This is a genomic window from Kribbella flavida DSM 17836 (genome assembly GCF_000024345.1).
Lineage (GTDB): Bacteria > Actinomycetota > Actinomycetes > Propionibacteriales > Kribbellaceae > Kribbella > Kribbella flavida.
In genome coordinates this window covers 160730-185796 of the sequence record NC_013729.1, presented here as the reverse complement: position 1 = coordinate 185796, position 25067 = coordinate 160730, and the positions used below count along the sequence as shown (strand labels likewise).

Annotated in this window: 24 protein-coding genes; 8 read left to right on the top strand and 16 right to left on the bottom strand. The window is 71.3% G+C overall.

Annotated elements, in window-relative coordinates:
* Positions 1-21: 21 nt before the first annotated feature.
* On the top strand, positions 22-1080 hold the full coding sequence (darG, locus tag KFLA_RS00870) for a type II toxin-antitoxin system antitoxin DNA ADP-ribosyl glycohydrolase DarG (protein WP_012917860.1): 1059 nt from the start codon (positions 22-24) through the stop codon (positions 1078-1080).
* A gap of 9 nt (positions 1081-1089) precedes the next feature.
* Here darG and KFLA_RS00865 read toward each other — a convergent pair whose 3' ends face one another.
* The 4 genes from KFLA_RS00865 to KFLA_RS00850 form a co-directional block, all read right to left on the bottom strand.
* Positions 1090-2283: an ATP-binding protein gene (locus KFLA_RS00865; RefSeq protein WP_012917859.1), complete on the bottom strand. Its 1194-nt coding sequence runs from the start codon at positions 2281-2283 to the stop codon at positions 1090-1092.
* 66 nt (positions 2284-2349) lie between these two features.
* Entirely contained in the window at positions 2350-2628 is a 279-nt protein-coding gene (locus KFLA_RS00860; protein WP_012917858.1) for a hypothetical protein, read from the bottom strand.
* 303 nt (positions 2629-2931) lie between these two features.
* Positions 2932-4251, bottom strand: coding sequence for a winged helix-turn-helix domain-containing protein (locus KFLA_RS00855; protein ID WP_012917857.1), 1320 nt, complete (start codon positions 4249-4251; stop codon positions 2932-2934).
* Between the two features lie 50 nt (positions 4252-4301).
* Entirely contained in the window at positions 4302-4655 is a 354-nt protein-coding gene (locus KFLA_RS00850; protein WP_012917856.1) for a hypothetical protein, read from the bottom strand.
* 161 nt (positions 4656-4816) lie between these two features.
* Between KFLA_RS00850 and KFLA_RS00845 the strand changes: the two genes are divergently transcribed.
* A complete protein-coding gene (locus tag KFLA_RS00845) occupies positions 4817-5845 on the top strand; it encodes a GTP pyrophosphokinase (RefSeq protein WP_012917855.1) in 1029 nt (342 codons plus the stop codon).
* A gap of 61 nt (positions 5846-5906) precedes the next feature.
* Here KFLA_RS00845 and KFLA_RS00840 read toward each other — a convergent pair whose 3' ends face one another.
* Positions 5907-7325 carry an MFS transporter gene (locus tag KFLA_RS00840; protein ID WP_012917854.1) on the bottom strand — a complete coding sequence of 473 codons (1419 nt, stop codon included), beginning with the start codon at positions 7323-7325 and terminating at the stop codon, positions 5907-5909.
* Positions 7326-7524: 199 nt separating this feature from the next.
* On the opposite strand from KFLA_RS00840, the gene KFLA_RS00835 reads away from it, so the two are divergent.
* From KFLA_RS00835 to KFLA_RS00825, 3 genes are read left to right on the top strand one after another with little or no spacing between them, the layout of a single operon-like run.
* Positions 7525-9306: an ABC transporter transmembrane domain-containing protein gene (locus KFLA_RS00835; RefSeq protein ID WP_012917853.1), complete on the top strand. Its 1782-nt coding sequence runs from the start codon at positions 7525-7527 to the stop codon at positions 9304-9306.
* Positions 9303-11081 carry an ABC transporter ATP-binding protein gene (locus KFLA_RS00830; RefSeq protein WP_012917852.1) on the top strand — a complete coding sequence of 593 codons (1779 nt, stop codon included), beginning with the start codon at positions 9303-9305 and terminating at the stop codon, positions 11079-11081. The genes KFLA_RS00835 and KFLA_RS00830 overlap by 4 nt, the downstream gene beginning before the upstream one ends.
* Positions 11082-11107: 26 nt before the next feature.
* Positions 11108-12898 (top strand): alpha/beta fold hydrolase, encoded by a 1791-nt coding sequence (locus KFLA_RS00825; RefSeq protein ID WP_012917851.1) that lies wholly within the window; start codon positions 11108-11110, stop codon positions 12896-12898.
* A 21-nt stretch (positions 12899-12919) separates the two neighbouring features.
* Here the strand turns inward: KFLA_RS00825 and KFLA_RS00820 are convergent, their stop codons facing one another.
* Both KFLA_RS00820 and KFLA_RS00815 read right to left on the bottom strand, forming a co-directional pair.
* A complete protein-coding gene (locus KFLA_RS00820; protein WP_012917850.1) occupies positions 12920-13363 on the bottom strand; it encodes an SRPBCC family protein in 444 nt (147 codons plus the stop codon).
* A complete protein-coding gene (locus tag KFLA_RS00815) occupies positions 13360-13758 on the bottom strand; it encodes a RidA family protein (protein ID WP_012917849.1) in 399 nt (132 codons plus the stop codon). Before KFLA_RS00815 ends, KFLA_RS00820 begins: the two co-directional genes overlap by 4 nt.
* A 61-nt stretch (positions 13759-13819) precedes the next feature.
* Here KFLA_RS00815 and KFLA_RS00810 point away from each other — a divergent pair, with 61 nt between their 5' ends.
* Positions 13820-14758 (top strand): helix-turn-helix transcriptional regulator, encoded by a 939-nt coding sequence (locus KFLA_RS00810; RefSeq protein ID WP_012917848.1) that lies wholly within the window; start codon positions 13820-13822, stop codon positions 14756-14758.
* Position 14759: 1 nt separating this feature from the next.
* On the opposite strand, the gene KFLA_RS00805 is transcribed toward KFLA_RS00810, so the two are convergent.
* From KFLA_RS00805 to KFLA_RS00785, 5 genes are all read right to left on the bottom strand, one after another.
* Positions 14760-15677: a S66 peptidase family protein gene (locus KFLA_RS00805; protein WP_012917847.1), complete on the bottom strand. Its 918-nt coding sequence runs from the start codon at positions 15675-15677 to the stop codon at positions 14760-14762.
* Positions 15678-15741: 64 nt separating this feature from the next.
* Entirely contained in the window at positions 15742-16266 is a 525-nt protein-coding gene (locus tag KFLA_RS00800; protein WP_012917846.1) for a GrpB family protein, read from the bottom strand.
* A 9-nt stretch (positions 16267-16275) separates the two neighbouring features.
* Positions 16276-19767 carry a phosphodiester glycosidase family protein gene (locus tag KFLA_RS00795; protein WP_012917845.1) on the bottom strand — a complete coding sequence of 1164 codons (3492 nt, stop codon included), beginning with the start codon at positions 19765-19767 and terminating at the stop codon, positions 16276-16278.
* Between the two features lie 159 nt (positions 19768-19926).
* Positions 19927-20259, bottom strand: coding sequence for a rhodanese-like domain-containing protein (locus KFLA_RS00790; protein ID WP_012917844.1), 333 nt, complete (start codon positions 20257-20259; stop codon positions 19927-19929).
* Positions 20260-20332: 73 nt separating this feature from the next.
* On the bottom strand, positions 20333-21190 hold the full coding sequence (locus KFLA_RS00785) for an Fpg/Nei family DNA glycosylase (RefSeq protein ID WP_041289085.1): 858 nt from the start codon (positions 21188-21190) through the stop codon (positions 20333-20335).
* A 173-nt stretch (positions 21191-21363) separates the two neighbouring features.
* On the opposite strand from KFLA_RS00785, the gene KFLA_RS38120 reads away from it, so the two are divergent.
* Complete coding sequence (locus tag KFLA_RS38120) at positions 21364-21507, top strand: hypothetical protein (RefSeq protein WP_012917842.1); 144 nt, start codon at positions 21364-21366, stop codon at positions 21505-21507.
* Between the two features lie 64 nt (positions 21508-21571).
* On the opposite strand, the gene KFLA_RS00780 is transcribed toward KFLA_RS38120, so the two are convergent.
* Positions 21572-22399, bottom strand: a complete 828-nt coding sequence (locus KFLA_RS00780) for a class I SAM-dependent methyltransferase (RefSeq protein ID WP_012917841.1) — start codon at positions 22397-22399, stop codon at positions 21572-21574.
* A 67-nt stretch (positions 22400-22466) separates the two neighbouring features.
* Positions 22467-22736, bottom strand: coding sequence for a hypothetical protein (locus tag KFLA_RS00775; RefSeq protein ID WP_148256521.1), 270 nt, complete (start codon positions 22734-22736; stop codon positions 22467-22469).
* 83 nt (positions 22737-22819) lie between these two features.
* On the opposite strand from KFLA_RS00775, the gene KFLA_RS00770 reads away from it, so the two are divergent.
* Positions 22820-23773 carry a helix-turn-helix domain-containing protein gene (locus tag KFLA_RS00770; RefSeq protein WP_012917839.1) on the top strand — a complete coding sequence of 318 codons (954 nt, stop codon included), beginning with the start codon at positions 22820-22822 and terminating at the stop codon, positions 23771-23773.
* A 32-nt stretch (positions 23774-23805) separates the two neighbouring features.
* On the opposite strand, the gene KFLA_RS00765 is transcribed toward KFLA_RS00770, so the two are convergent.
* Together KFLA_RS00765 and KFLA_RS00760 are read right to left on the bottom strand one after the other, a co-directional pair.
* Positions 23806-24492: a hypothetical protein gene (locus tag KFLA_RS00765; protein ID WP_012917838.1), complete on the bottom strand. Its 687-nt coding sequence runs from the start codon at positions 24490-24492 to the stop codon at positions 23806-23808.
* On the bottom strand, positions 24489-25043 hold the full coding sequence (locus KFLA_RS00760) for a SigE family RNA polymerase sigma factor (RefSeq protein ID WP_012917837.1): 555 nt from the start codon (positions 25041-25043) through the stop codon (positions 24489-24491). The genes KFLA_RS00765 and KFLA_RS00760 overlap by 4 nt, the downstream gene beginning before the upstream one ends.
* Positions 25044-25067: the final 24 nt, after the last annotated feature.

Here is a 25067-nt window from a genome sequence, read left to right as displayed (position 1 = left end):
AATGTCAGGGAGGTGGCGTCCGTGATCAGGAACGTGACAGGCGATCTGCTGCGTCAGGACGCCGACGCGCTGGTCAACACGGTCAACACGGTCGGCATCATGGGCAAGGGAATCGCTCTTCAGTTCAAGCGGGCGTGGCCGCAGATGTTCGAGGACTACGTGGCCGCCTGCGAACGCGGGGAGGTGCAGCTGGGAAGCATGCACGTCTGGACTCCGGACGCCCTCCCTCCTCCTCGGTACATCATCAACTTCCCAACCAAGCAGCATTGGCGGTCACGATCCAGACTGAGTGACATCGAGACAGGCTTGCAGGACCTGGCTCGCACCATTGCCGACCTGAACATCACCTCCATAGCGTTGCCGCCGCTGGGATGTGGCAACGGTGGCCTGGACTGGGCCGACGTCGAACCCTTGATCCACTCGTATCTCGGTCCCGTGGCCCACAAGACGGACGTTCGCATCTTCGCTCCGGCAGGAGCTCCCGAGCCGCAGAAGATGGTCAATCGAGAGAAGCCGCCGCCACTGAACTCGACGAGGTCGGCCATGCTCGCCTTGATCCATGCCTATGTCCAGTTCACGTTCGGACCGCCGAGTCTGATCGAAGTACAGAAGCTTGCTTACTTCCTCCAACTGAGCGGCGAAGACTTGAACATGGAGTTCAGGCCGCACATCTATGGACCGTATGCCGACGCACTTCGGCGCGCCCTGTCCGCGATGGAGGGTCACTACATCACTGGCTTCGGCGATGGTTCTGCCCGTGTCGCGGATGCCGCGCCGATCGAAGTACTGCCCGAGGCGGTCAGTCAGGTTGAGTCGTACATCGCTGAGCACCCGGAGACAGCCGCACGGATCGCATCCGTCATGGACGAGATAGCCGGTTTCGAAAGTGCCTACGGCCTGGAGTTGCTCGCCTCGGTTCACTGGGTGATGACCCACGACGCCGAGGCACGATCGAGCCTGGAGGCGGCTCACACAGCCGTGAGGCGCTGGAGTCAGCGCAAGTCCACACTGTTCACTCCCTCACACGTCGAGCGTGCGTGGCGCAGCCTGCACGAGCGGAGGCTTCTCCAAGCGATATAGCGCGCCGGGCTAGGCGGTGCGGGTGCGGAGGAACTTGCCGAAGTGGGGCACGGTGAAGGCCACGGTGCCGCGTTCGGCGGAGAAGACGAGGCCCTTCTTGATCAGGCCGTCGCGGGCCGGGGAGAGGGACTGGGGTTTGCGGTTGAGGGTGCTGGCGACCTCGGCGGTGGGAACCGAGCCGTCGGCGACTCCGACGCCCAGCTCGGCCATCGCGCGCATGTACTCGCGTTCGGCGGGGGTGGCGCGTTCGTACCGGGAGCCGAAGAAGCCGACGGTGAGCTCGGCGGACGCCTCGGGCGCGGCGACGGCGACGTCCTTGACGGTGATCGGGCTCGCGGGGGCGTGGTCCCAGGTGGCGTGGGCGAAGGCCTGGACGAAGTACGGGTAGCCGTCGGTCTGAGCGTACAGCTCGTCGAGCGCCTCGTCCTCGAAGTACACGTCCTCGGACTCGGCCGGGATCATCAGCGCCCGGTCGCAGGCGTCCCGGGCGAGCCGGTCGACCCGGATGTAGCGGAACAGGCGTTCGGAGTACGACTTGCTCGCGGACAGTACGGCGGGCAGGTGCGGCAGGCCGGCTCCGACCACGACCAGCGGGGCGCTCTGCTGGGAGATCTCGTGGCAGGCGGCGCACAGCGCGGACAGGTCGTCGGTGGAGATGTCCTGCATCTCGTCGATGAACAGGCCGACGCCGACCGACAGGTCGCCGGCCAGGTCCGCCGCGTCGGCGAACAGCTCGATCAGATCCATCTCCAGGTCACCCGAGTCGGCCCGGCCCTTGGCGGCGACCACGTCGACCGGCGGGTGCCAGCGAATCCCCTTGCGGTCGTTCTGCGCGGTCCGCAGCGCGAACGCCTTGAGCACGGCGCTGAACTGGTCGACCCGGTCGTCGTCGCGGTGCCGGTGGCCGAGCTCCCGCATCGCCGTGTGCATCGCCTGCGCGATCGGCAGCCGGATGCTCTGGTCGGGCCGGGCCTCGATCTTGCCGGTTCCCCAGGCGCGCTTGATCGCCTGGCTGCGCAGGGTGTTGAGCAGTACGGTCTTGCCGACTCCGCGCAGCCCACTCAGCACCAGACTCCGCTCGGGCCTGCCTGCCGCGACACGTTCGAGCACCACCTCGAACTGCCGCACCTCGGTGTCGCGACCGGCCAGCTCAGGCGGTCGCTGACCGGCGCCGGGCGCATAGGGATTCCGGATCGGATCCATGCTGTCACTGTATGAGCCCGTCTAGCGTTTTCCGTAGATTTCGCTAGCGACCCCGAGCGCGTGTCGCTACCCCAATGCGATCCCGAGGAACATTCCGGCCAGCACCAGTCCGATCACGACGACCAGGGCGTACCAGTACCAGTGCATGACCCAGTCGGCGTCTGCGGCCAGCACGTTCGAGGGGTCGTCCGGATCGACGATCACCGGGATGCTGTTCCCGACCTTCGGCACCGGGTCGAGATCGGCGGCACCGCTGATCGCCACTGCGGACCCGTCGTCCGGATGGGCGACCGTGATCGTCAGGTCCTCGTTCTTCGACCACTTGTCGACTTCGACCGACAGCACTGTCGCTTGCTGCGCGGGGCCTGCTGCCGCGACTCGTTCGTCGTGGCGGCCGGTCGAGATTCCGACGGGGATGATGGCCAGTGCGGCCAAGGCCAGGAGACCGAAGAACCTTCCACCAAGCGAAGCGTTCGGCCAGGAACCGGGCTGGATAGCAGGCGGTGCCCGCAGCGGCGAAGGCTGCCAGCGGCGTGTCCCAGAGCCAGTTCGGCCGGGTGAGCCACGCGCTCAGGAGCAGGAGGCCGGCCGCCGATGCGAAGAAGGCGAGCAGGGTCAGGAGCTGGCGGCCGTGCAGGTCGTCGTCGGTCATTGGTCAGCGGTGGCGACCGCTTGCGAGAGGGCGCGGCCGAGGTTGCTGGTGGCGGTGACGTGGATCTGGGTGAGGTCGAGCCAGTGGGCGAGTTGGGTGAGTTCGGCGGCCAAGGGGTCGACGAGGTAGGAGATCGGTACGCCGGGTTCGGGGGTGACGGTGGGGACGAGCAGGGTGGTGGTGCGGCGGTCGGCTTTGAGGTCCACGCGGGCGACGAGGCGGTCGCCGAGCAGGAACGGCAGGACGTAGTAGCCGTGCACGCGGTGGGACTGCGGGGTGTAGATGCTGATCCGGTAGAAGAAGTCGAACAGGCGGTGGGTGCGGTCGCGGTTCCAGATCAGCGTGTCGAAGGGAGACAGCAGAGCGCGCGCCTGGATCGGGCCGTCGTCGGCGTCACGCCAGCGGTAGCTCTGCTGTGGAGTGTCTTCCACGCGCACGGGGACCAGGTCGCCGGCTTCCACCAGCTCGTCGACCGCCTGCCGCGCTGTTGCTCTAGGCAAGGGGTAGTGGCCGTGGGTGGCGCCACAGAGTTCTTGCGCGGTGGCGACGCCGAGCGTGCGGGCCGAGCTGCGGACGAGCTCTCGCCGGGCCTGGTCGCCGTCGAGCTCCGGAGCTTGCAGGACGTCGGCGGGCAGGACCCGCTCGCTGAGGTCGTACAGGCGTTCGAAGTTGCGACGTGCGGCGATGGTGACCCGGCCTGCGCAGAAGAGGTACTCGACGGCGATCTTCGCGTCCTGCCAGTTCCACATCCGGCCGGTGGTCGGGTCCGGGTCCGGGTCGCCGGGCTTGCGGCGCCGCCCGTCCGGGTCCGCCTCGCCGGCGCCGATCGGGCCTCGGTCGGCGACTCTCGCCAGGACGTCGTCGACGAGCCCGGGCCGTTCGGTGCTCAGCCGGCGCATCCCGGTGACGACCGACCACGGCACCGCCAGCTCCGGGTCCGGGTCGGCATTCCAGTCCTGCCGTTCGGCCGCTCGCATCCGCCAGCGCAGCAACGGGTAGCTGCTGAGTGGCAACAAGCTGGCCTTGTGGCCCCAGAAATACTCGAACAGCTCCCGGTCCGCACCCCAGCACATCCGGTCCAGCGTCGCCCGCGGATACGGCCCGAGCCGGGCGAACAGCGGCAGGTAGTGCGAACGGCACAGCACGTTGACCGAGTCGACCTGCAGCACGCCGACCTGCTCGATCATCCGCCGCAGATGCCGTACGTCGACCCGCCCGGTCGGCCGCGGCTCGGCGAAACCCTGCGCGGTGAGCGCGATCCGGCGGGCCGCGTCCCGCGAGATCGCCTCGCCCACCGGGCGCCGGACCGCTGCCATGGGCCGAACCTATCCCGCCGACGAGCCGGTCCGGTATGGGTCGTTTCGGACTAGGCAGCGGCGAGCAACCGGCCGATCCGGTCCGCGACGGCGACCGGGTCACCTGTCGGTTCCACCGCTACCGACACATGACCGGCCCCCGTCGGCACGACCACCTGGAAGAAGTTCCCGTAACGGATCACGAGGTAGTTCAGTCCGCCGCAATCGATGTCGCCGCGCTGCCGGGCGAGCAGGACCAGAGCGGGGTTGACCAGCAATTCCTCGTAGCGGTCGGACTCGCCCGACGAGGCATCGGCCAGGCCCTCGCGTTGCCAGGTCTCGAGCTCCTGTCCAGCGGCCACGGCGATGTACCGCGCGTCCAGTCCGCCGTTCAGCAGCCTCTCGATGACCTGGCGTCCGTCCATGTCGACCTCCGTCGTCTTTGTTCTGGCAGTCCGTCTAGCAAAATCCCTAGATTTTGCTAGACGCGGGTAGCGGGTCCTAGCGGTATGGACCAAACGTTACTCAAGGCTCGCTGGCGAGTGGGGTGGCGGAGCAGGGCGGGGCGGGCACTAAGGTCGGGCGCATGGGTGGGGTTGAGGTCAGGGACTGGGCCCAGCAGGCGGCGGCGCAGTACGAGCGGATGCACCAGCAGTACGTCGGCGGTGCGCGCAAGCTGGAGGCGCTGATCGACGAGCTGATCGGCGAGGAAGAGGGCATCAACTACCTCAGCGCGACCGCGCGGGCCAAGGACCCGGAGTCGTTCCTGGCGAAGGCCTCCAAGGCGCACCCCGAGGACCCGGACCGCCCGAAGTACGACGACCCGCTGAACCAGATCACCGACCTGGTCGCGGCCCGGGTGATCACGTTCCTGGTCGAGGCGGTGGACCGGGTCTGCGAGGTGATCGAGGCCGAGTTCGAGATCGTCGAGCACACCGACATGGGGGCGCACACCCGCGCCCAGGGCGTCTTCGGCTACGCCAGCAAGCACTACCTCGTCCGGCTGAACGCGCACCGCCGCGAGCTGCCCGAGTACGCCGTCCTGCGCCACCTGGTGATGGAGATCCAGGTCCGGACGGCGGTCCAGCACGCGTGGGCCGAGTTCGAGCACGACATCCGCTACAAGCTGGACATCCCGCCGGACCGCAAGCCGGAGTTCGACCGGCGGTTCCTGCTGGCGGCGGCGTTGATGGAACTGGCCGACAACGAGTTCACCGAGATCGACCGGCTGTACCGCGAACTGGCGGCGGCCGCCGACGACGAGGCACCGCGCGACCTGACACCGGCGACGCTGACCACGTACCTGACCCGCCGCTACCCGGACGCGCCGCACGCGAAGACGAACCACTACGCCTGGATCCTGGGCATCCTGGCCGAGCTGGGCGTGACGACGGAGGAGCAGCTGACCGAGCTGCTGCAGGGCATCGACAGCGCGGCGGTCCAGGCGGCGATGACGCACCGCTTCCCGGCCGGCACGGTCCGCCGCCTCGACGACGACCTGCTCGCGGCCAAGGGTGCGCAGTACGTCGAGCTGTTCCCGGACGAGGAGCGCCGGCAGAAGATCCTGCGCGGCCGGCTCAAGGCGCTGGCCCGCGCCGGCCTCGCCGAACTCTGAGCCGGGCCTTGCGCCGGGCTCTGCGCCAGGCTCTGCGCCAGGCTCCCGGGCGGCCGGATCGTCAGATTCGGGCGAGGTCGTCGGCGACGGCGTCCGCGGTACGGCGGGCCCAGCGGCTGGTGGTGACCAGGCCGAGCACCAGGACGAGCGCGCCGCAGCCCGCGATGATCAGCCAGCACAGGTGTGCAGCGGAGACGAAGCCGGTCTCCAGCGCGCCGGTCAGCCGTGCGGTGAGCACGGTCCCGACGATCGCGACGCCGAGGGAAGCACCGACCTGGCGGCTGGTGGAGGCGATGGCGGCCGCCACTCCTGCCTGCGCGCGCGGCATACCGGAGACGGCGGCGTTGGTGATCGGCGCGTTGAGCATGCCGAAGCCGAGGCCGAAGACGAGGTAGGCCACAAGCAGCTCCACCGTCGGCGTCGAGGTCGTGAGCCGGGACAGGATCAGTCCGCTCGCGGTGAGCATGAGGCCTGCGACGACCAGCGGAAGCCGCGGCCCGCGGTTGCCGACCAGCCAGCCGGACAGCGGCGCGAACACCACCGTCATCGCTGCCATCGGCAACGTCAGCAAGCCGGCGTGCAGGGCCGAGAAGCCACGGACCTCCTGCAGGTACAGCGAGTTCAGGAACAGGAAGCCGGCCAGCGCCGCGAAGCCCGCCACCGCGATCAGGGTCGCCCCGGAGAACGGCGCGCTGCGGAAGAAGCGGGGTTCCAGCAACGGTTCTTCCCGGCGCCGCTCGTAGGCCACCAGGCCGGCCAGCGACGCGACCGCGATCGTGAAGCACCCGATGATCAGCGGCGATGCCCAGCCCGCCGCCCGGCCCTCGATGATGCCGAACGTCAGCCCGACCAGCAGCAGCACGACCAGCACCTGCCCGACCGGGTCGATCCGGCGGGCGACGGCGGCCCGCGACTCCGGCACGAACTTCGCGGTCAGCAGCAGGGCGGCCAGCGCGACCGGCACGTTGATCCAGAAGATGTAGCGCCAGCCGGCCGAGTCGACCAGCGCGCCGCCGGCCAGCGGCCCGACCGACATGCTGAGGCCGACCACACCGCCCCAGACACCGATCGCCTGGGCGCGCTCGCGCGGGTCGGTGAAGGTGTTGGTGATGATCGACATCGCGACCGGGTTGAGCATCGAGCCGCCGATCGCCTGCAGCATCCGGGAGGCGATCAGCAGGTCCACCGTCGGCGCCAGCCCGCACAGCAGCGAGCCGAGCCCGAACAGCACCAGTCCGACCTGGAAGGTGCGCCGCCGCCCGACCCGGTCGGCGGTCGAGCCGGAGATCATCAGCAGGCTGGCCAGCACCAGCGTGTACGCGTCGATGGTCCACTGCAGCTTCGACACCGACGCGTCCAGGTCGGCCCGGATCGCGGGCAGTGCGAGGTTCACGATCGTGGAGTCCAGTCCGACGATGAACAGGCTGAGGCAACAGATGCCGAGGACCAGCAGCCGTCGGCGCCTGGTCAGTTCCGGCATGGGCCTCCGATCGCTGAAACGTTCCCGCGATCGACAGTACAACCGGCCGCCGACCGGCTCCCGGCAGCTCGGCCGGGCGCCGGAGGCCGTCGTGCCACAGGGTGAAAACGGTTTGAGCGGCCGTCGCCGCAGCGCCTAGGCTGGGCAGGTTCGCCTGGTCAGGTGTCCCGAAACCCTCCTACGCCTCCTGTGAGACGTCATGTCGTTGCGCCTTGTCCCGTTCGCCGACCCGGGTGTGCCGGACACCCGATCCGGTCTCCGACTCATCCTCTGGCTGGAACGCCGTCAGCTCCGCGGACAGTTCGCCGCGCTGGGCTGGGGCATGCTCTACTTCGGCGGCATCGCCGCCGCGCCGGTCGCGGTCGGCATCGCGATCCAGGCCGTGATCGACAAGTCCTGGTCCCGGCTGATGCTGGCCGGGGTGCTGCTGCTCGCGTTCGGCGCCGCGAAGTCCGCCGCGGACTCCTACTTCCACCGCGCGGTGGTGACCAACTGGATCTGTACGGCGTCCCGGCTGCAGCAGCTGCTGTTCCGGAAGGCCTCCGAGCTCGGCTCGCTGCTGACCCGCCGGATCGCGGCCGGCGAGGTGGTCGCGGTGAGCAGCGGCGATGTCGAGAAGATCGGCTGGTTCGTCGAGGTGCTGGGCCGGTTCGCGGCCGCGCTGCTGACCTGCTTCGCGGTCGTGGTCGGACTGCTGCTGTACGAGCCGCAGCTGGGCCTGGTCGTCCTGGTCGCCGTGCCGGTGCTGGCCTTCTCGATCGTTCCGCTGATGGGTCCGGCCGAGCGCCGCGCCGACCTCCAGCGGGCCAAGGGCGGCCGGGCCACCGAGCTGGCCGCCGACACCGTCGCCGGTCTGCGCGTGCTGCGCGGCATCGGTGGCGAGCAGCTGTTCCTGGACCGGTACCGCTCCGCCTCCCAGGAGTACCGCGCGAGTGCGGTGCACAGCGCCCGGATGTGGTCGCTGATCGCGGCGCTGCAGGTGCTGCTGTTCGGCCTGTTCCTGGTCGCCGTGGTCTGGCTGGGTGTCCGGCTGGTGCTGGCCGGGCGGATCACGGTCGGCGAGCTGGTCACGACGTACGGCTTCGTCACGTTCATGATGGTGCCGCTGCACACGTTCGAGGAGACGGCGAGCGCGTTCATCTTCTCCAAGGTGTCCGCGCGGCGGGCGGCCCGGGTGCTGTCGCTGCAGCGGATGGACGACACCCGCGGTACGGGTGCGGCGCAGGTGCCCGAGGGTGACCTGCTCGACCCGGTCTCCGGGCTGGAGGTGCCGGCCGGCGGCTTCACCGCCGTGGTGTGCGGCAACCCGGATGCTGGTGGCCGGCTGGCGGATCGCCTGGGCGGTCACAGCCCCGAGGCGGAGCCCGGCGACGCGTCGGTGCTGCTGGACGGGGTCGCGCTGGACGACCTGCCGCTGGAGTCCGCGCGGACGGCCGTACTGGTGCAGGACAAGGACCCGGTGCTGCTGTCCGGGACGGTGCGCAACCTGTTCGACGTGCCGTCGAGCGGGGCTGTCACGGTGGAGCAGGCCCTGGAGGCGGCGCAGTGCGCCGACATCCTCGACGTACTGCGGCAGTCGCTGCCCGCAGGTGGCCCCACCGATCCGATGGACGCGGTGCTGACCGAGCGCGGCCGGTCGCTGTCGGGTGGTCAGCGGCAGCGGGTCGCTCTGGCCCGTTCGCTCTACGTCGACCCCGCGGTCCTGGTGCTGGACGAGCCGACGAGTGCGGTGGACGCGCACACCGAGGCGCGAATCGCCGACGGCCTCCGCGCACTGCGCTCCGGCCGGACCACGGTGGTGTTCACCTCCAGCCCTTTGATGCTGGACCGCGCCGAGCGAGTCGTGTTCGTGCCGGACGGCCAGGTGGTGGCCGTCGGCACCCATCACGAGCTGGTGCACAGCGAACGGCAGTACCGCGCGGTCGTCACCCGCGCTGTCCTTACTGATGAAGGCGAGCCAACCCTCGAGGAGTCGGTGTGAAGCGCCCTGAGTACGACCCGGCCGCCCCGCAGGAGGCAGCTCGCCTTCCGGTGGCCGGTCCGGCGACCGTCCGCGCCTACCTGAAGACACTGTTCCGCCGGCACCGCCGGTCGTTCGCCTGGCTGACCGTGGTGAACGCGGTGGCGGCGCTGAGCGGCATGGTCGGGCCATGGCTGCTCGGCGGCGTGGTGGAGAAGCTGTCGCTCGGCGAGCGGGACGTCCAGCTGCCCTACGTCGTTCTCGGCTTCGTCGTCGCTTTGCTGGTGCAGACCGTGTTCGTGCGGATCACCCGGTTGCGCGGCGCCGTGCTGGGCGAGGAGATGCTCGCCGATCTGCGCGAGGACTTCCTGGTCCGGTCGGTGGCGCTGCCGCCGGGCGTACTGGAGCGGGCCGGGACCGGTGACCTGCTGTCCCGGATCACCACGGACGTCGACCGGCTGTCGCACGCCATGCGCGACGCGGTGCCGCAGCTGACCATCGCGGTGGTCTGGGCCGGGCTGCTGATCGGCGCGCTGGTGGTGACCGCGCCGGAGCTGGCCGTCGCGCTGGTGATCGCCGCGCCGATCCTGATCGTCGGTGGCCGCTGGTACTTCCGCCGCGCGCCTTCGGCGTACCGGTCGGAGGCCGCGGGGTACGCCGCGGTGGCGTCGGCGCTGGCCGAGACCGTGGACGCGGGCCGCACGGTGGAGTCGCACCGGCTCGGCCGGCGCCGGATCGAGCTGGGCGACACCCGGATCGGGCAGTGGGTCGGCTGGGAGCGGTACACGCTGTTCCTGCGGATGATCCTGTTCCCGGTGATCAACATGACCCACGCGGTCGCGCTGGCCGCGGTGCTGACGATCGGTGGCGCGCTGTCGATCCAGGGCTGGATCACGGTCGGCGCGCTGACCACCGGCGCGCTCTACATCCAGATGCTGGTCGAGCCGGTGAACATGATGATCCGCTGGTACGACGAGCTGCAGGTCGCCCAGGTCTCGCTGGCCCGGCTGGTCGGGGTCCGCGAGATCGAGGAAGCCGCCGACGGTGACGAGCGTGAGCCCGACGGCCGGACCGTGCTGGCCGACGAGGTCCGCTTCGGCTACCTGGAAGGGCGCGACGTGCTGCACGGCGTCACCCTGACGGTGGAGCCGGGAGCCCGCGTCGCGCTGGTGGGCCCGTCCGGGGCGGGCAAGTCCACGCTCGGGCGGCTGCTGGCGGGGATCTACTCGCCGCGCGTCGGTGACGTCACGCTCGGCGGAGCCGCGCTGGGCAAGATGTCGGCCGAGCAGGTCCGTACTCATGTGGCGCTGGTCAACCAGGAGCACCACGTCTTCGTGGGCAGCATGCGCGACAACCTGCTGCTGGCCCGGCCGGACGCGACGGACGCGGAGCTGTGGGACGCGCTCCGCTCGGTCGACGCGCACGCGTGGGTGGCCGGGTTCGAGCACGGCCTGGACACCGAGGTCGGCTCCGGTGGAACGACGCTGACGCCGGCCCAGGCGCAGCAGGTCGCGCTGGCCCGGCTGGTGCTGGCCGACCCGCACACGCTGGTCCTGGACGAGGCGACCTCGCTGATGGACCCGCGCGCGGCACGCCACCTGGAGCGCTCACTGGCCGGCGTACTGGAGGGCCGGACGGTGGTGGCGATCGCGCACCGGCTGCACACCGCGCACGACGCGGACGTGATCGCCGTCGTCGAGGACGGCCGGATCGTGGAGCTGGGCGGCCACGACGAGCTGGTCGACGCGGACGGCCCGTACGCCGCTCTGTGGCACTCCTGGCACGGGGATCGTTGAGCCGTCAGCTGAGTAGGGTCGGCGGCATGCTGCCGGCCCTGCTCTCGCTGCCCTCCCTGGTCGCCTTCGACATCGACAGCGAAGGACGGCTGCTGATCGGGTACGACGGCAGCGGGGTTCGCCAGGTGCACGAGGTCGCGCCGGACGGGACCTGGCGTGCACTGACCGCCTTGAGCGAGCGGGTGGTCGCGGCGAAGTACGTGCCGGGCAGCCGCCGGGTGGTGGTCGAGCACGACACCGGCGGCGACGAACGTGGTCAACTCTCCCTGCTGGACCTCAGCGAGCCCGGTGACCTGCCGACGCTGCAGCCGTTGGTGCACGACGCGGCGTACTTCCACCACCTGGTCACGGCCCGGCCCGGCCGCGTGCTGTTCACCACCAACCGCCGCAACGACGTTGACTTCGACCTGGTCGCGCTGGACCTCGGCACCGGCACGCAGACCACGCTGTACGACGTCGGCGGCTACCTCGCCACCGTGGAGCCGTCGCCCGATGACCGGTGGGTCGGTGTCATCCGGGCCGGCGGCCCCGCCAACTCGGGCCACGTCCTGCTGGTCGAGACGAGCACCGGCCGGATCACCGACGTCACGGCGTACGAGGACGAGACGTGCGCGCTGGAGCTGTCGTGGCTGCCGGACTCGACCGGCCTGCTCGTGTCGAGTGACGCCGGCCGGGACCGGATCGCCGTCTTCCGGTACGACGTCGCGGACGGGTCGACCACCGAGCTGGTGACTGACGCCGAGAGCGACCTGATCGGCTGGGCGAGTCCCTCCGGTCAGCACCTGCTGGTCGCGCGCAGCGCCGACGGGGCGGTCACGCTGGCGCTGCACAGCACGGAGGGCGAGCGGCTGACCCCGATCGAGCTGCCTCCCGGCGGCTGTGCCGCGCTGCTGGTCGAGTCGGCCCCGCACTGGTCGCCAGACGGCGGCCAGCTGGTGATCACCTACAGCAGCCCGGCGGAGCCGCCGTACGTGTTCCGCTACGCCGTGGCGACCGGGGAGACCGTCGCCGTCCGGGCTCCGGAGGCCGCTGAGCTTCCGGCCGGACTGCGGCAGCCGTCGTCGCACCGGGTGGCGTCGTTCGACGGCGAGCAAGTGCCGGTGTTCGTGTACCGCCCGGAGAGCGGTGGCGACGGCTCGGCCGTGATCGTGGTGCACGGTGGGCCGGAGTGGCACGCCGGACTCGTCTTCAACCCGCTCGTCGCCGGACTGGTTGCCGAAGGCCACACGGTGCTGGTGCCGAATGTGCGCGGGTCCGCCGGCTACGGCAAGCGCTGGTACGCCCTCGACGATCGCGAGCTGCGGCTCGACTCGGTCCGGGACCTGGCCGCGCTGCACGCCTGGCTGCCGGAGATCGGCGTCGACCAGTCCCGGGTCGCGCTGTGGGGCGGCTCGTACGGCGGCTACATGGTGCTCGCCGGACTCGCCTTCCAGCCGGAGCTGTGGGCGGCCGGCGTGGACATCGTCGGGATCGCCTCGCTGGTGACGTTCCTGGAGAACACCTCGGCGTACCGGCGGGTGGTCCGGGAGCGCGAGTACGGCTACCTCGACCGCGACCGGGAGTTCCTGGAGCTGGCCAGCCCGCTGAACCGGGTGGACGCGATCGAGGCTCCGCTGTTCGTCATCCACGGCGCCAACGACCCACGGGTGCCGCTGTCCGAGGCGGAGCAGGTCGTGGCGGCGCTGGCGAAGCGTGGGGTCACGAGCGAACTGCTCGTCTACCCGGACGAGGGGCACGGGCTGGCGAAGCGGAAGAACAAGCTGGACGCCTATCCACGGGCCTTCGCCTTCCTCCGCGAGCAGCTCGGCCGCGAGTGACACCTCAGGATGTGGAGCAGCTCAGTCCGCGGTGATCGCGGCCGCCAGCGCCGTGACGACGCCTTGCCAGTGGCGACGCTGCTGCTCCCGCTCGGTGGCGTCGGCCAGCCGTTCCTGGTGCATCACCAGCCGGGCCCGGCCGGAACCGGTCGGGCTGACCGCCAGTTGCAGGGTCGTGTCGTGCGACCAGTCCGGCGGCTGCCAGGTGAGCCGGATCCGGTCCAGGTCGCGGTAGCTGCGCAGCTCGCCGTGGGTGCCGTCGGTGGTCTGGTAGCCGGTGCCCTTCGCGGTGAGCACGGTGACGCCCTCGCCCAGCCAGATGGCCACCCCGGCCGGCGAGGTGACGAAGTCCCACACCTCCTCGACCGGGCGGTCGATGGTCTTGGACACGCCGATCTGCCAGCCCGCGCCCTTGGTCCGGCCGACCTGCTTGCTCACCTCGTGCGACTTGCCCGTCTCGCTCATCGCATCACCGCCGCGACGGCGCTGACCTCCAGCAGCGCACCCGGAACGCCCAGGCCGGCGACCCGGACGGCCTGGACGGTCGGCACCGCGCCCTCCAGCCCCGCTGCCGCGACCGGGTAGGCCTGGGCGAGATCGACGCCCTCGACCAGGTAGATCGTCATCGACACCAGGTCGTGCACGTCCGCGCCGACGGCGGCCAGCGCGGTCCTGATGTTCTCCATCACCCGCTGGGTCTGGGCGGCCGCGTCGTCACCGCCGACCAGCCGGCCCTCGGCGTCGACGGCGTTCTGGCCGCCGATGTAGATCGTGGTCGCCCCCGGCGGCACGACGGCGACGTGGGTGAACGCGGGAGAGTTCACGAGTCCTTCGGGACGAAGCAGTGCGATCTCGGTCATGACTTCAGCATGCCGCACCACCCGGTCGGTTTCTGTCCGGGTTTGGCGCCAGAATGGCCGTATGAGTACCGCCGGCCGTCGGCTCGAGACCCTCGCGCAGCTGCAGTCGCACCCGGGCATCTCCGCGCCCGGCCTCGCCGAGCGGCTCGGCGTCACCGAACGCACCGTCCGGCGCGACATCGCACAGCTCCGGGAGCTGGGCTACCGGATCGACGGTGAGGCCGGACGAACCGGCGGCTACCGGCTGGCGCACGGCCGGGCCATGCCGCCGCTCCTGCTGGACGCCGACGAGGTCGCCGCGGTGGCGCTGAGCCTGCGGACGGCGGTCGGCGTGGACGGGTTGGAGACCGCCGCGGTGACGGCGCTGGCCAAGCTCACCCAGGTCGTGCCGTCACGCTGGCAGGCCCGGCTCACCGCGCTGACCGAAGTACAGGCCCTCCCGGGGCAGTCGTCGCGTCGGGCCGGTCGCGACGTGCTCGTCCCGATCGCGCTCGCCTGCCGGGCCGGCGAGGCCGTCCGTATCCGGCACCGCTCGGCGGGGTCCGGAGAGACGAAGCCGATCGAGGTGCAGCCGCACCGGCTCGTGACGCTGCGCCGGCTCTGGTACCTCGTCGGCTGCCCGCGAGGGACCGAGGACTGGCGGGTGTACGCCGTCGACCGGATCGAGCAGGTCCAGCCCCTCGGCACTCGCTTCCCCGCGCCCGAGCCGCCGGGCGACGCTGCTCAGCTCGTCGCGCAGACGCTGGCGCACGGACGGTGGCGGCACCAGGTCCGGGTGCGGGTCCACACCTCGGCCGAGCTCGTCCGGGAGCTGGTGAACCCGAGCGTCGCGGCGGTGATCGAGCGCGGTGACGAGTGCGAGCTGCACTTCGGCACCGACGATCTCGACTGGGCCGCGCGCTGGCTGGCCTACCTGAATCTCGACCTGGACGTGCTCGAGCCCGAGCTGCTCAACGACCACCTGCGCGTCTTCGGCCGGTGGCTGGCCGAGCGCTACTGATTCAGCGGAACGGGACCTGCAGCGGTTGCAGGGTGGCGCTGGTCGCGTCGAGGCGGACCGGCAGGCCGAGCGGTACGGCGAGGTTGAGGTCCTCGTGACCGATCGCGGCGCCGACGACCATCGGCAGGCCGAGGGGCGCGAGGCGCTCGCGGATCACGCCGGCGACGAGCGCGCCCTCGTCGGTGTCGCTGAAGTCGCCGATCACCAGGCCGGTGACGTGCTGGAACCAGCCTGCGCGCAGCAACTGGGTGAGCATCCGGTCTACGCGGTACCCGTTCTCGCTGACGTCCTCCAGCACCACGATGCCGGCCGGGTTCGCGAGGGTCGGCGTCCCGAGGCTGGAGGCGAGCAGCGCCAGGTTGCCGCCGAGCAGCCGGCCTTCCGCCGTCCCCGGGACGACGGTTCGGGCGCCGGCCGGGGCGAGCAGGTCGGTCACGGACTCCGGCTCGAAGAGCAGCGCGCGCAGGCGTTCGCGGCCCGCCTCGGCGCCGAGCTGCTCGACCGCGGCGGCCATCGGGCCGTGCACGGTGACCAGGCCGCGCGCGTTGAACCCCTCGTGCAATCCGGTGATGTCGCTGAACCCGACGAACACCTTCTCCACCGCGGCCAGCTCGTCCAGGTCCAGCAACGGCAGGATTCGCTGGACGCCGTACCCGCCGCGGCCGCAGAAGACGCCCTGGTACCGGTCGTCGAGCCAGGCCGCCCGGAGGTCCGCCACCCGCGCGGCGTCGTCCCCGGCCAGGTAAGGCAGCCGCTGGTCCCGGGCCAGCACCGAGGGCATCACCTCGACCTCGAGCCCCCAGTCCCGCAGGTACTTCGTCCCGAGCTCCAGCCGCTCCGCCTTGATCGGCCCCGCCGGCGCCACCACCGCCACCCGGTCACCCGGCACCAGCCGCCGCGGCCTCCGCACATCAGTCACCCGCAGACGCTATCCGACCACGTGCGCCCCCTGCTGCCGCGCCCACCGGGCAGACTTGTGCGCCCTAATCCTCGGCCGGCAGCCGAGACAGTACGGCGGTGATGAACGGCGCCTTGCCCGCGCGGTACGCCGGGCGGTCCTGGTCGTCGGCGGCGGCCAGCTCGCGCTTGATCCGCGCGTACTCGGCCCGGTCCGCCGGGTCGGCCCGCAAGTGGTCACGAAAGGCGAGCCACGTACGCCAGCCCGGCGACGCCTGCTCCACGACGTGCAGGTGGTGCGTGCGGTGCTCGACGCTCGGGTAGCACCACGAGTGCTTGCGCGCCTCGTCGTCCCCCGGCTCCGGGGCAGGCACCCAGCCGACGGCGGCCAGCTCGCCGAAGCAGCCGGCTACCGACCGGTGGTCGGTGATCACCGCAACCATGTCGACGATGGGCTTGGCGGGCAGACCGGGCACCGCCGTACTGCCGATGTGGTCGACCGGTCGTACCAGCCACGGCTCGAGGACCGGCTCCACCCGCCGGCGCTGCTGCTCGAACAGCGCCGGCCAGTGGACGTCGTACTCGGTGATGGTGATGCGATCGAGGCGCACTCCGCCTGTTTACCAGTCGACGCGGATGCTCGTCGTCCTGGTGGTGTTGTTGACCGTCACGGTGAGATTCACAGTGCCGGGGCGGAGGGCGGTGAGTTGGTTGGTCGCCGGGTCGTAGGCGGCGACTGCCCACGGCGGGGCGGAGGTGGCCGGGCCGAGGTGCAGGAAGGTGGAGCCGGTCCAGTCGGCCGACACCGGGAAGGCGACGGGGACGCGGCGGTTCTCCTGGACGACGGTTGCGGTGGCCGTGGCGGTCTGGCCTCGGCGCAGCGTGGCGGGTGCGGACAGTTCCAGCGCGTCCACGTGCGGCCGGAACTCGGTCTGGAACCACGCGCGCTCAGGAGCCGACCAGCGCCGTACGCCGGCGTCCGCGGCCCGGGCCGTCGGGTCGATGCCGACCAGCGCCCAGCCGGTGAAGCCACCCGCGTCCGGAGCGCCCGACGGACCCTTGCCGGAGTTGCCGGTCAGCGGCAGCAGGACGCCGTCCGTGCGCGTTGCCGCGAACGTGCCCGCGTGCGCCGCCAGGTACGCCGCGCCCTTGCCGGACGCCGCCCGGAAGCCGGCCAGCCAGCGGACCAGCAGCTCGGCCTCCTTGCGGTCGCCCAGCTGCGAGTTCGCGGTCGGCGACGGGTCGTCGATCGGGTGGTGCGCCATCACGACGACGTTGCGGATCGCCGGGTTCTTCGCCGCGTCGTCGAGCTGCTTGCGCAGGTCGAGGATCTGCGCGAAGCCACCGGCCCGCAGCGACCCGAGCGAGGAGTCCCGCAGCACGAACCGGGTGCCCTTGTGGTCGAAGGTGCTGCTCGGCGCGCCGAAGACCTTGCTCCACTCGGACAGGTCACCCGGCCCGTAGCTCTCGTGGTTGCCCGGCACGTAGTGCACCGGGACCTTGCCGGCCACCTCCTCGTCGATGATCCGCTGCGCCAGCGCGATGTCGTGCGCGAAGCCCCGGTCGACGAAGTCGCCGTTGATCACCAGGAACTCGGGCCGCTGGGCCAGCGCCTCGCGGATCGTCCGGCGGGCCTGCTTGACCAGGTCCGACTCCGGCGCATCCGCGGTGAACTGCGCGTCGGACAGCACGGCGAACTTCCAGCGCCGACCGTCGAGCTTGCCGTCGGCAACAACCATCGGGTCGACCACCTTGGCCGCCGGCGCGACCGTCACCGGCGGGGCGCCGCGCACGGTCAGGTCGTCGACGACGATCCGGCCGGAGTACTGCCTGCTCGGCACGGTCTCGACCACGTAGATCCGCCAGAACCGCAGCGGCATCGTGAGCCCCGGCGGGATGTCCGCCTCGACGTACTTCCAGCCGGTCCAGTCGACCGCCGCCGCGAGGTTGAGCGTCTGCGCGGAACCGCCGGCCCCGTCGTAGGCGTTGGCGCGCAGCCAGGCGCCCTTGCCGTCGCCGTGGATCCAGGCGCCCAGCTTCTGCGGCTGGCCGGGCAGGGTCTGCTGCGGCGTCGCCGCCAGGTAGGCCGCGCGGGTGGCGGTGCTGCCGGTGAGCGAGTAGTCGAGCGCGATCGCCTGACCGCCGTCGTGCCCCGCGGCGACCGACCGGGACGCCGTCGCGGCACCGGCCGGTACGGCGTTCGCCTGCCAGCGGGTGAGCTCGTCGACCTCGTCGACCACCACGCTGCTCAGCCCGGCGGTGACACTGAGCTGGGTGGTGAGGGCACCCACCTTCGCGGTGATCACGGTGGAGACCGCGTCGGTGCCGAGCGCGTTCACCTCGAACCCATTGCCCTTGGCAACGACCGCGACCAGCGTCTTGTCGTAGCTCAGCTGGACGTCGCGCGGCTCGACCCAGGTGGAGAACCCGTCGGCGTCGTAGCCGTTGACACCGAACAACCCCTTGCTCCCGGCGTTCGGCAGCGAGACCTGCTTGGTCGTCGGCGCGAGCCGGACCGGCGCTCCGAGCACCGTCAGCGGGAACCGGCCGTACGCCGCCCCCTGCGCTGCGGTGACCACGACGTCCCCGGCGCGGCGGCCGGTGACGATGCCCTCGTTGCTGATCCGGGCCTTGCCACCGACCGACCAGTGCGGCGTACCGGCGACGGGCGCGAAGGTCTCGTCGTGGCCGCGGGCGGTGAGCACGCGGCTCAGACCGGTCAGCACCCGGGCGCTGCGGGTGAGATCGGCGTCGGCCGGCTCGTTCGCCGTACCGGCGGCCTCGACCCGGAAGCCCTTCAACCGGCCGGTGCCCTTGACCGGAAGCAGGCCGAGGCCGTTCGGGGTGAGCCGCTCGGCGCCGTCGGACGGCTTGTTCACCACCTCGGGCGTGGCCTCGCCGGGCGAGCGCTTGAGCATCGTCGAGGAGCCGCCGCCGTCCAGGTTGAGCACGTCGTCGGAGCCCAGGTCCAGCATCAGCCGGGCCAGCTCCTTCTCGGTCAGGCCGCGGGAGTCGACCATCCGGCCGTCGACGGTGAGCAGCACCATCCGGCGGCCGTCGGCGGAGAAGCCGATCGAGGTCCGCGGGTGCAGGGCGGTGTCGTCGACGGTCAGGATCTGGCCGTCGCGGGCGAGCTGCTTGTTGCCGCTGAGCGCGACCGCGGCGTCGGCGGCGTCGGCCCGCGGGCCGTACTTCACCTCGACCTTGTCGCCGGGCTCGAAGGCGCCGAGCGCGGTGGCGCCGGCCTCCCGGCCGATCAGGGCCTGCTCGTTCGCGGCGAGCGGGGTGGTCGCGGGCGTGGCCGACGAGGAGACCACGACGCCGTCGCGCAGGATCACCTCGCGGACCATCGGCAGGCCGTCGACCGTGCGGGTACGAGCCGCCTCACCCCACTGCGGGGTGTAGAGGCCGATGCCGCCGGCGTTGACCGACGGGGAGTTGAGGTTGGTCAGCTCGACCTTGCTCGCGTCGTCGTCGGTCGCCGAGCCCGCCAGGAAGACCTGGGCGATCCGGCCGAGGCCGTCGGTGCCGATCACGGCCGTCTCGTTGTGGCCGGCGGCCGGTCCGTTGACGAACCGGCCCGCGCCGCCGTCGGCGTCCCGCTCGATGCCGACGCCCAGCGGGGCGCCGGTGTCGTTGATGTCGAAGAAGTCGCCGTTCACGCCGGCGATCGCCCCCTTGCGGGCGGCCTGCTGGCTGAGCACCTCCCGGCCGGAGACGGTGCCCGGGTTGAGGTAGTCGACGGTCACGCCGCCGGCGTCCAGGTCGGCGACCAGGATGTCGCCCCGCAGCCAGCCACGCGCGTCGAGACGGTCGAAGCTGGTGTAGGTGACACCCGGCGCGACCGGGCTGTCGGACCGCCGGGTGACGATGCCCTCGCCGGGCGGCGCGAGCGCGACGTCCGGGACGTCGGAGACCGCGGAGGAGCCGCGGTGCGCCTCGACCGGCTGCTGCAGGGTGGTCAGGTCGGGCGACGGCTGAGCGGCCGCCGGCTGGACGGTCGCCACCAGCAGACCGCCGACCGCCAAACCGGCGGCGAGCACCCCGGCGCGGTACGGGAGGCGGGCTGGTTCTCGGGTGGGTTCGGGACCGGGCGGGGCTGGCGTGGACACGGGGCCTCCTGGGCGTGGACGGACGCGGCCATCCGACGCCGTGAGCCCTACCGCCGTGTGAGGCGCAGGTGTACGCCGATCGACCGACCGGTGACAAAGTAACGTCTCCGTCGGCCTACCGGAAGATTTCTGCCTACTTTGGCCGGCTCCGGCCCGGTGTCAGTCCGTCGTGACCGGGCGACCGAACGCCTGCCAGGCGTGCATGCCGCCGTCGAGGTTGATCGCTTCCCGGCCCTCGGAGACCAGGTACTGGGTGGCCACGCCGGAGCGCCCGCCGACCGCGCACACGCAGAGCACCTTCTGTCCCAGCGGGACCTCGCCGACCCGCTCCTGCAGCTGCCCGAGCGGGATGTGGGTGGCGCCCGCGATGTGACCGCTCGCCCACTCGTCGGGCTCGCGCACGTCGAGCACGAAGGCCTCGGCCAGCAGGTCGTCGTCCACGTCGTTGACGACGACGGAGGGGACGGACGGGAGCATCGGGTTCTGCGTCATGCTCCGATCATGGCAGCTTCCCGGTCACGGCCCGGACCCGCCTCGGCGAACAGCCGGCGCTTTTCGCCCGGGGTTACTTGAGCAGCTTGGACAGCCGGCGGTCGGCCAGCGGCTTGCCGCCGGTCTGGCAGGTCGCGCAGTACTGCAGGGAGGAGTCGGCGAAGCTGACCTCGCGGACCACGTCACCGCAGACCGGGCACTTCTCGCCCTTGCGGCCGTGCACCCGCAGGCCGCTCTTCTTCTCCGACTTCAGGTCCTGCGCGGCCAGACCCTTCGAGCGGTCCACCGCGTCGCGCAGGGTCTCCTGCATCGCGGTGTACAACACGTGCAGCTCGTCGTCGGACAGGTTCGACGCCGGTTTGAACGGGCTCATCCTCGCCACGTGCAGGATCTCGTCGGAGTAGGCGTTGCCGATCCCGGCGATCACCGACTGGTTGCGCAGCACACCCTTCAGCTGGACCCGGCCGGCCTCGTGCAGGATCGCGCCGAAGTCCTCGGCCGACAGCGTGAACGGGTCGGGGCCGAGCCGCGCGATGCCGGGCACCTCGGCGACGTCGCGAACGACGTACACGGCGAGCTTCTTCTGGGTGCCGGCCTCGGTCAGGTCGAAGCCGGACTCGTCGTCCAGCACCACCCGGCAGGCGATCGGTCCCTTGCCCGGCCGGACCGGCGTGGTGGACTGCTGCTCGCGCCAGCGCAACCAGCCCGCGCGGGCCAGGTGGATCACCAGGTGCACACCCTGCGCCTCGATGTCGAGGAACTTGCCGTGCCGGCGAACGTCGTCGATCAGCAGGCCCACCAGCGCGGAGATCGGCGGGTCGTAGGTCTTCAGCGCGCTGATCGCGGTGATGTCCGCGCGCACGACCGCCCGCCCGACGGCACGCTCCCGCAGGAACCCCGCCAGCGATTCCACTTCCGGCAATTCGGGCACCCCCACAGTGTGCCGCACCCGGCCGGCAGATCCCATCCACTTCCGGGCACCGACACGCGGTGACGGTTTTGAGGGACGCGTGGCGGGAAACCAGGGGCAGGTCAGAGGGTTCCCCAGGGGGAATTCTTGGTTCCAGCCGCTACCTTCGAAGGAAGTAGAGAAGGAGGCCCCCGATGGGTTTCGTGAAGTCACTGTTCAAGGGCGCCGTGGTCGCCAAGCTGGCGCAGGTGGCCCAGCGCGAGCTGAGCAAGCCGGAGAACCAGCGCAAGGCCAAAGAGATGTTCCAGAAGGTCCAGCAGCGCCGTAACTCCCGCTGACCCAAGACTCCCGCCCGGCCCGGCGCGCTGAGCGTCGCCGGGCCTGCGGCGTGCGGTCAGCTCTTCAGCGCTTCAGCGCCTGCAGGGTGTAGCTGCAGGCGAGCCGTTCCGGGCGGTCGGTCAGACGCCACTCGCCGAAGTCCTCGTCCTGGGTCATCTGCCCGGGCAGTGCAGGCCACGGAACGCTGTCGTGCTCCTCCAGCGCGGTGAGCTCCAGACCGTGCGAGAGCAACGCGGTCACGATCTCGCCGAGGCCGTGGTTCCACTCGTGCGTGACGTTGTGCTGGAACTCGACCTCGGTCTGCACGTACGTTCCGCCCTCGTCCCAGACCATCGGTTCCTCGGTCTCGAAGTACGGGTGGTCGACCGTGAGCAGGTCGGGCCCGCGGTCGCCGGAGACCGCCCAGAGCATCGGGTGACCCTCCCGGAGGAACAACCGCCCACCGGGCTTGAGCAGGCCGGACACCGTCCGGGCCCACCGGTCGATGCTGGGCAGCCAGCCGAGCGCCCCGATCCCGGTGAAGACCAGGTCGTACGCCGCCGCGCCGAGCACCTCGACCGCGTCGTACACGTCGGCCTGGTGGAAGTCGATCTCGAGGCCGAGGGTGTCCGCGAAGGACCGCGCCTGGGCGATCGCCGGGCCGGAGAAGTCGAGCCCGCTCATCCGCGCCCCGAGCCGGGCCAGTGACACCGTGTCGGTGCCGATGTGGCACTGCAGGTGCACCCCGCGCAGCCCGCTGACGTCGCCGAGCCGCGGGACGTCGAACCGGACCACGTCCGAGATGAACGCCGGATCCCGCTCGAACCACTCCAGCTTGTAGTCCGGGGACGCCGCGTGGGCCGGTACCCGCTCGTCCCAGCTCCTGCGGTTCAGCTCGCGGTAGTCGCTCATGCGAGCGACTGTGGCACAACCGCCGTCGCCACCGCGCCGGAATTTCCGTTCGCGGTGGCAGGGACGATCAGGCGGCGGGCCGGCTCTGCGGGGTGTGCAGGCGGGCGCGGCGCAGGTGAACGACGCTGTCGGTGGTGCTGACGGGCTTGTGGGTGAAGGGTTCGGCCGTGCCGCCGAGGGCGAGCAGGTCGAGCTTGGACCTGGCCAGGTCGCGGTCGCCGGCGGCCGACGAGCCGTTCGGGCCGGGCCGGAGGCCGGTGGAGTGGCGCCGGTGGCTGCTTTCCAGCACCGCGACGACGGCCAGCACGAGAACTGCGAGAACAACGATTCCGGTCATGGCAGTAATCATTCTACCGTTGAGATACCGCCACAATTGGCACTACTGACCACCTTGCACAAATTCCTGCCATACTCGGGGACATGGTCCGCAAGGTCGCCGTGGTGCTGATGGAGGACGTCGCCGTCTTCGAGTTCGGGGTGCTGTCGGAGGTGTTCGGCATCGACCGCACCGACGACGGCGTGCCCGCGTTCGACTTCAAGGTCTGCTCGACCCGGCCGGGCGAGCCACTGCGGACCAGCAGTCACTCCGCCGTCATCGCGCCGTACGGGCTGGAGGAGCTGGCCGACGCCGACCTGGTGGCACTGCCGGCGACCACCTGGCGCGACGAGTACGACGAGCGCGTCCTGACCGCGCTGCGCCAGGCGGCCGACCGCGGGGCGATCCTGCTGACGGTCTGCTCCGGCGCCTTCGTGCTCGCTGCGGCCGGACTGCTCGACGGCCGCAACTGCGCGACCCACTGGCGCTACGCCGACCTCTTCCGCAAGCGCTACCCGGACGCCAAGCTCGATCCGGACGTGCTGTTCGTCGACGACGGCAACATCATCACCAGCGCCGGCACCGCCGCCGGGATCGACGCCTGCCTGCACCTGGTCCGTCGTGAGCTCGGCAGCGCCGTCGCCACCCGGATCGCCCGCCGGATGGTCGTCCCGCCCCAGCGCGACGGCGGCCAGCGCCAGTACGTCGAGGTGCCGGTGCCCGAGTCGTCCGGGGAGAGCCTGCAGCCGGTGCTCGACTGGATGGTCGACAACCTCACCGTCGAGCACACCGTGCCGGACCTGGCCCGGCGAGCCCGGATGTCGGACCGCACCTTCGCCCGCCGCTTCGTCGCCGAGACCGGGACGACCCCGCTCAAGTGGCTCACCACCCAGCGCGTGCTGCACGCCCGCACCCTGCTGGAGCAGACCTCGCTGGGCATCGAGCAGATCGCCGCCGAGTCCGGCTTCGGCACCGCGGCCCTGCTCCGCCACCACTTCCGGCGCGTGGTCGGCATCCCGCCGCAGAACTACCGCCGTACCTTCCAGACCACGGCCTGACCGGCCGCGGGCTCGCTGACGGCACCGCGGCATCAGATCGGCGCGCAGCCCCGGGCGCGGCAGGGGTCGGCGCGGTAGAGGCCGGCGTTGACGACCACGGAGGACACCGCGCCGAAGCGGCTGGGGACGCCCACCGCCAGGACGGCCTGCGCGTCGTCCGGCCAACTCTCCGGTACCTGCAACTGGGTCAAGGTCGCGTGTGCGGTGCACGCGATCGCCTGCTGGGCGACCGGCGCGGCGGAGCGCGACTCCCGGTGCACCGCCAGCGTGATCTCGGCGGGTGCGCCGGAGCAGGCGGCGAGCAGCCAGATCGAGTCCTTCGCCATCGCGGGCCCGATCGTCGTCCAGCGTTGCTGCGCCGGGTTGTCGCCGAAGCGGACGTTCATCGAGGTGCGGTCCACCTGGTACCGCAAGGCCGTCCGGGACGGGAGCTCGGTCAGGCCCGGGCTCACCCCGTCCGGGCAGCATTCGACCGGACCGGCGGCGACCGTGCCGCCGCCGGTCGCGAGCCGGCTCGTGGGCAGTGGCCAGCTGCCGGGCCGGTTCGAGGTGAGCAGCGCGGTCGAGGCGATGGTGAGGACCAGGGCGCAGGTGGTCGCCGTCGCGCGCCGGCGCACGATGCCGTCGGCGCGGTGCTGGATCGCGGGCGCGGGGTCGCCTTCTCCGGAGACCGACGCTGCCGCCTGGTGCAGGCGGCGCCGCAGCTCGTCCGGGTTCATCGCCAGTCCTCCTTGGTCAGCGCGGGATCGAGCCGCAGCTTGGCGAGCGCGCGGCTGGTCTGGCTCTTCACGGTGCCGACCGAGCAGCCCATCACGGCCGCGGTGTCCGCCTCGGACAGGTCCTCGAGGTAGCGCAGCACCACCACGACGCACATCTTGCGCGGCAGCCGGGCGAGCGCGGCCAGCAGCACGGTGTTCTCGTGCAGCACGTCGTACCCGCCGTCGGCGGCGTCCGCCGGTACGGCGTCGGTCGGGATCTCCAGCTTGGTGCGTTTCACCCGCCACCACGCCCGGTGGGCGTTGACCAGCGCCCGCCGGACGTAGTGGTGCGGGTTGTCGGCCTTGATCTTCGGCCACGACAGCCAGCACCGCGCCAGCGTCGTCTGCAGCAGATCCTCGGCCAGCCCGCGATCCTGGGTCAGCAGGTACGACATCCGCAGCAGGCCGTCGTACCGGGTCGCGACGTACTCGCTGAACTCGGCGGCGGCGTCAGCCCGGCGTACGGGCGCGACCGCCCACCCCGGCTGCCCCTCCGAGACCTCTGCCTGCATACCGAACAAGAGTCCGGCCGGGCC

What these genes read in the sequence shown, in the direction of transcription:
- KFLA_RS00810 (WP_012917848.1), top strand. Translation starts at nt 13,820, where the DNA reads ATGAGTACCGCCGGCCGTCGGCTCGAGACCCTCGCGCAGCTGCAGTCG.
- KFLA_RS00835 (WP_012917853.1), top strand. Translation starts at nt 7,525, where the DNA reads ATGTCGTTGCGCCTTGTCCCGTTCGCCGACCCGGGTGTGCCGGACACC.
- KFLA_RS00815 (WP_012917849.1), bottom strand. Translation starts at nt 13,758, where the DNA reads ATGACCGAGATCGCACTGCTTCGTCCCGAAGGACTCGTGAACTCTCCC.
- KFLA_RS00780 (WP_012917841.1), bottom strand. Translation starts at nt 22,399, where the DNA reads ATGAGCGACTACCGCGAGCTGAACCGCAGGAGCTGGGACGAGCGGGTA.
- KFLA_RS00825 (WP_012917851.1), top strand. Translation starts at nt 11,108, where the DNA reads ATGCTGCCGGCCCTGCTCTCGCTGCCCTCCCTGGTCGCCTTCGACATC.
- KFLA_RS00850 (WP_012917856.1), bottom strand. Translation starts at nt 4,655, where the DNA reads ATGGACGGACGCCAGGTCATCGAGAGGCTGCTGAACGGCGGACTGGAC.
- KFLA_RS00765 (WP_012917838.1), bottom strand. Translation starts at nt 24,492, where the DNA reads ATGAACCCGGACGAGCTGCGGCGCCGCCTGCACCAGGCGGCAGCGTCG.
- KFLA_RS00845 (WP_012917855.1), top strand. Translation starts at nt 4,817, where the DNA reads ATGGGTGGGGTTGAGGTCAGGGACTGGGCCCAGCAGGCGGCGGCGCAG.
- KFLA_RS00865 (WP_012917859.1), bottom strand. Translation starts at nt 2,283, where the DNA reads ATGGATCCGATCCGGAATCCCTATGCGCCCGGCGCCGGTCAGCGACCG.
- KFLA_RS00760 (WP_012917837.1), bottom strand. Translation starts at nt 25,043, where the DNA reads ATGCAGGCAGAGGTCTCGGAGGGGCAGCCGGGGTGGGCGGTCGCGCCC.
- KFLA_RS00790 (WP_012917844.1), bottom strand. Translation starts at nt 20,259, where the DNA reads ATGACGCAGAACCCGATGCTCCCGTCCGTCCCCTCCGTCGTCGTCAAC.
- KFLA_RS00820 (WP_012917850.1), bottom strand. Translation starts at nt 13,363, where the DNA reads ATGAGCGAGACGGGCAAGTCGCACGAGGTGAGCAAGCAGGTCGGCCGG.
- KFLA_RS00775 (WP_148256521.1), bottom strand. Translation starts at nt 22,736, where the DNA reads ATGACCGGAATCGTTGTTCTCGCAGTTCTCGTGCTGGCCGTCGTCGCG.
- KFLA_RS00770 (WP_012917839.1), top strand. Translation starts at nt 22,820, where the DNA reads ATGGTCCGCAAGGTCGCCGTGGTGCTGATGGAGGACGTCGCCGTCTTC.
- KFLA_RS00855 (WP_012917857.1), bottom strand. Translation starts at nt 4,251, where the DNA reads ATGGCAGCGGTCCGGCGCCCGGTGGGCGAGGCGATCTCGCGGGACGCG.
- KFLA_RS38120 (WP_012917842.1), top strand. Translation starts at nt 21,364, where the DNA reads ATGGGTTTCGTGAAGTCACTGTTCAAGGGCGCCGTGGTCGCCAAGCTG.
- KFLA_RS00840 (WP_012917854.1), bottom strand. Translation starts at nt 7,325, where the DNA reads ATGCCGGAACTGACCAGGCGCCGACGGCTGCTGGTCCTCGGCATCTGT.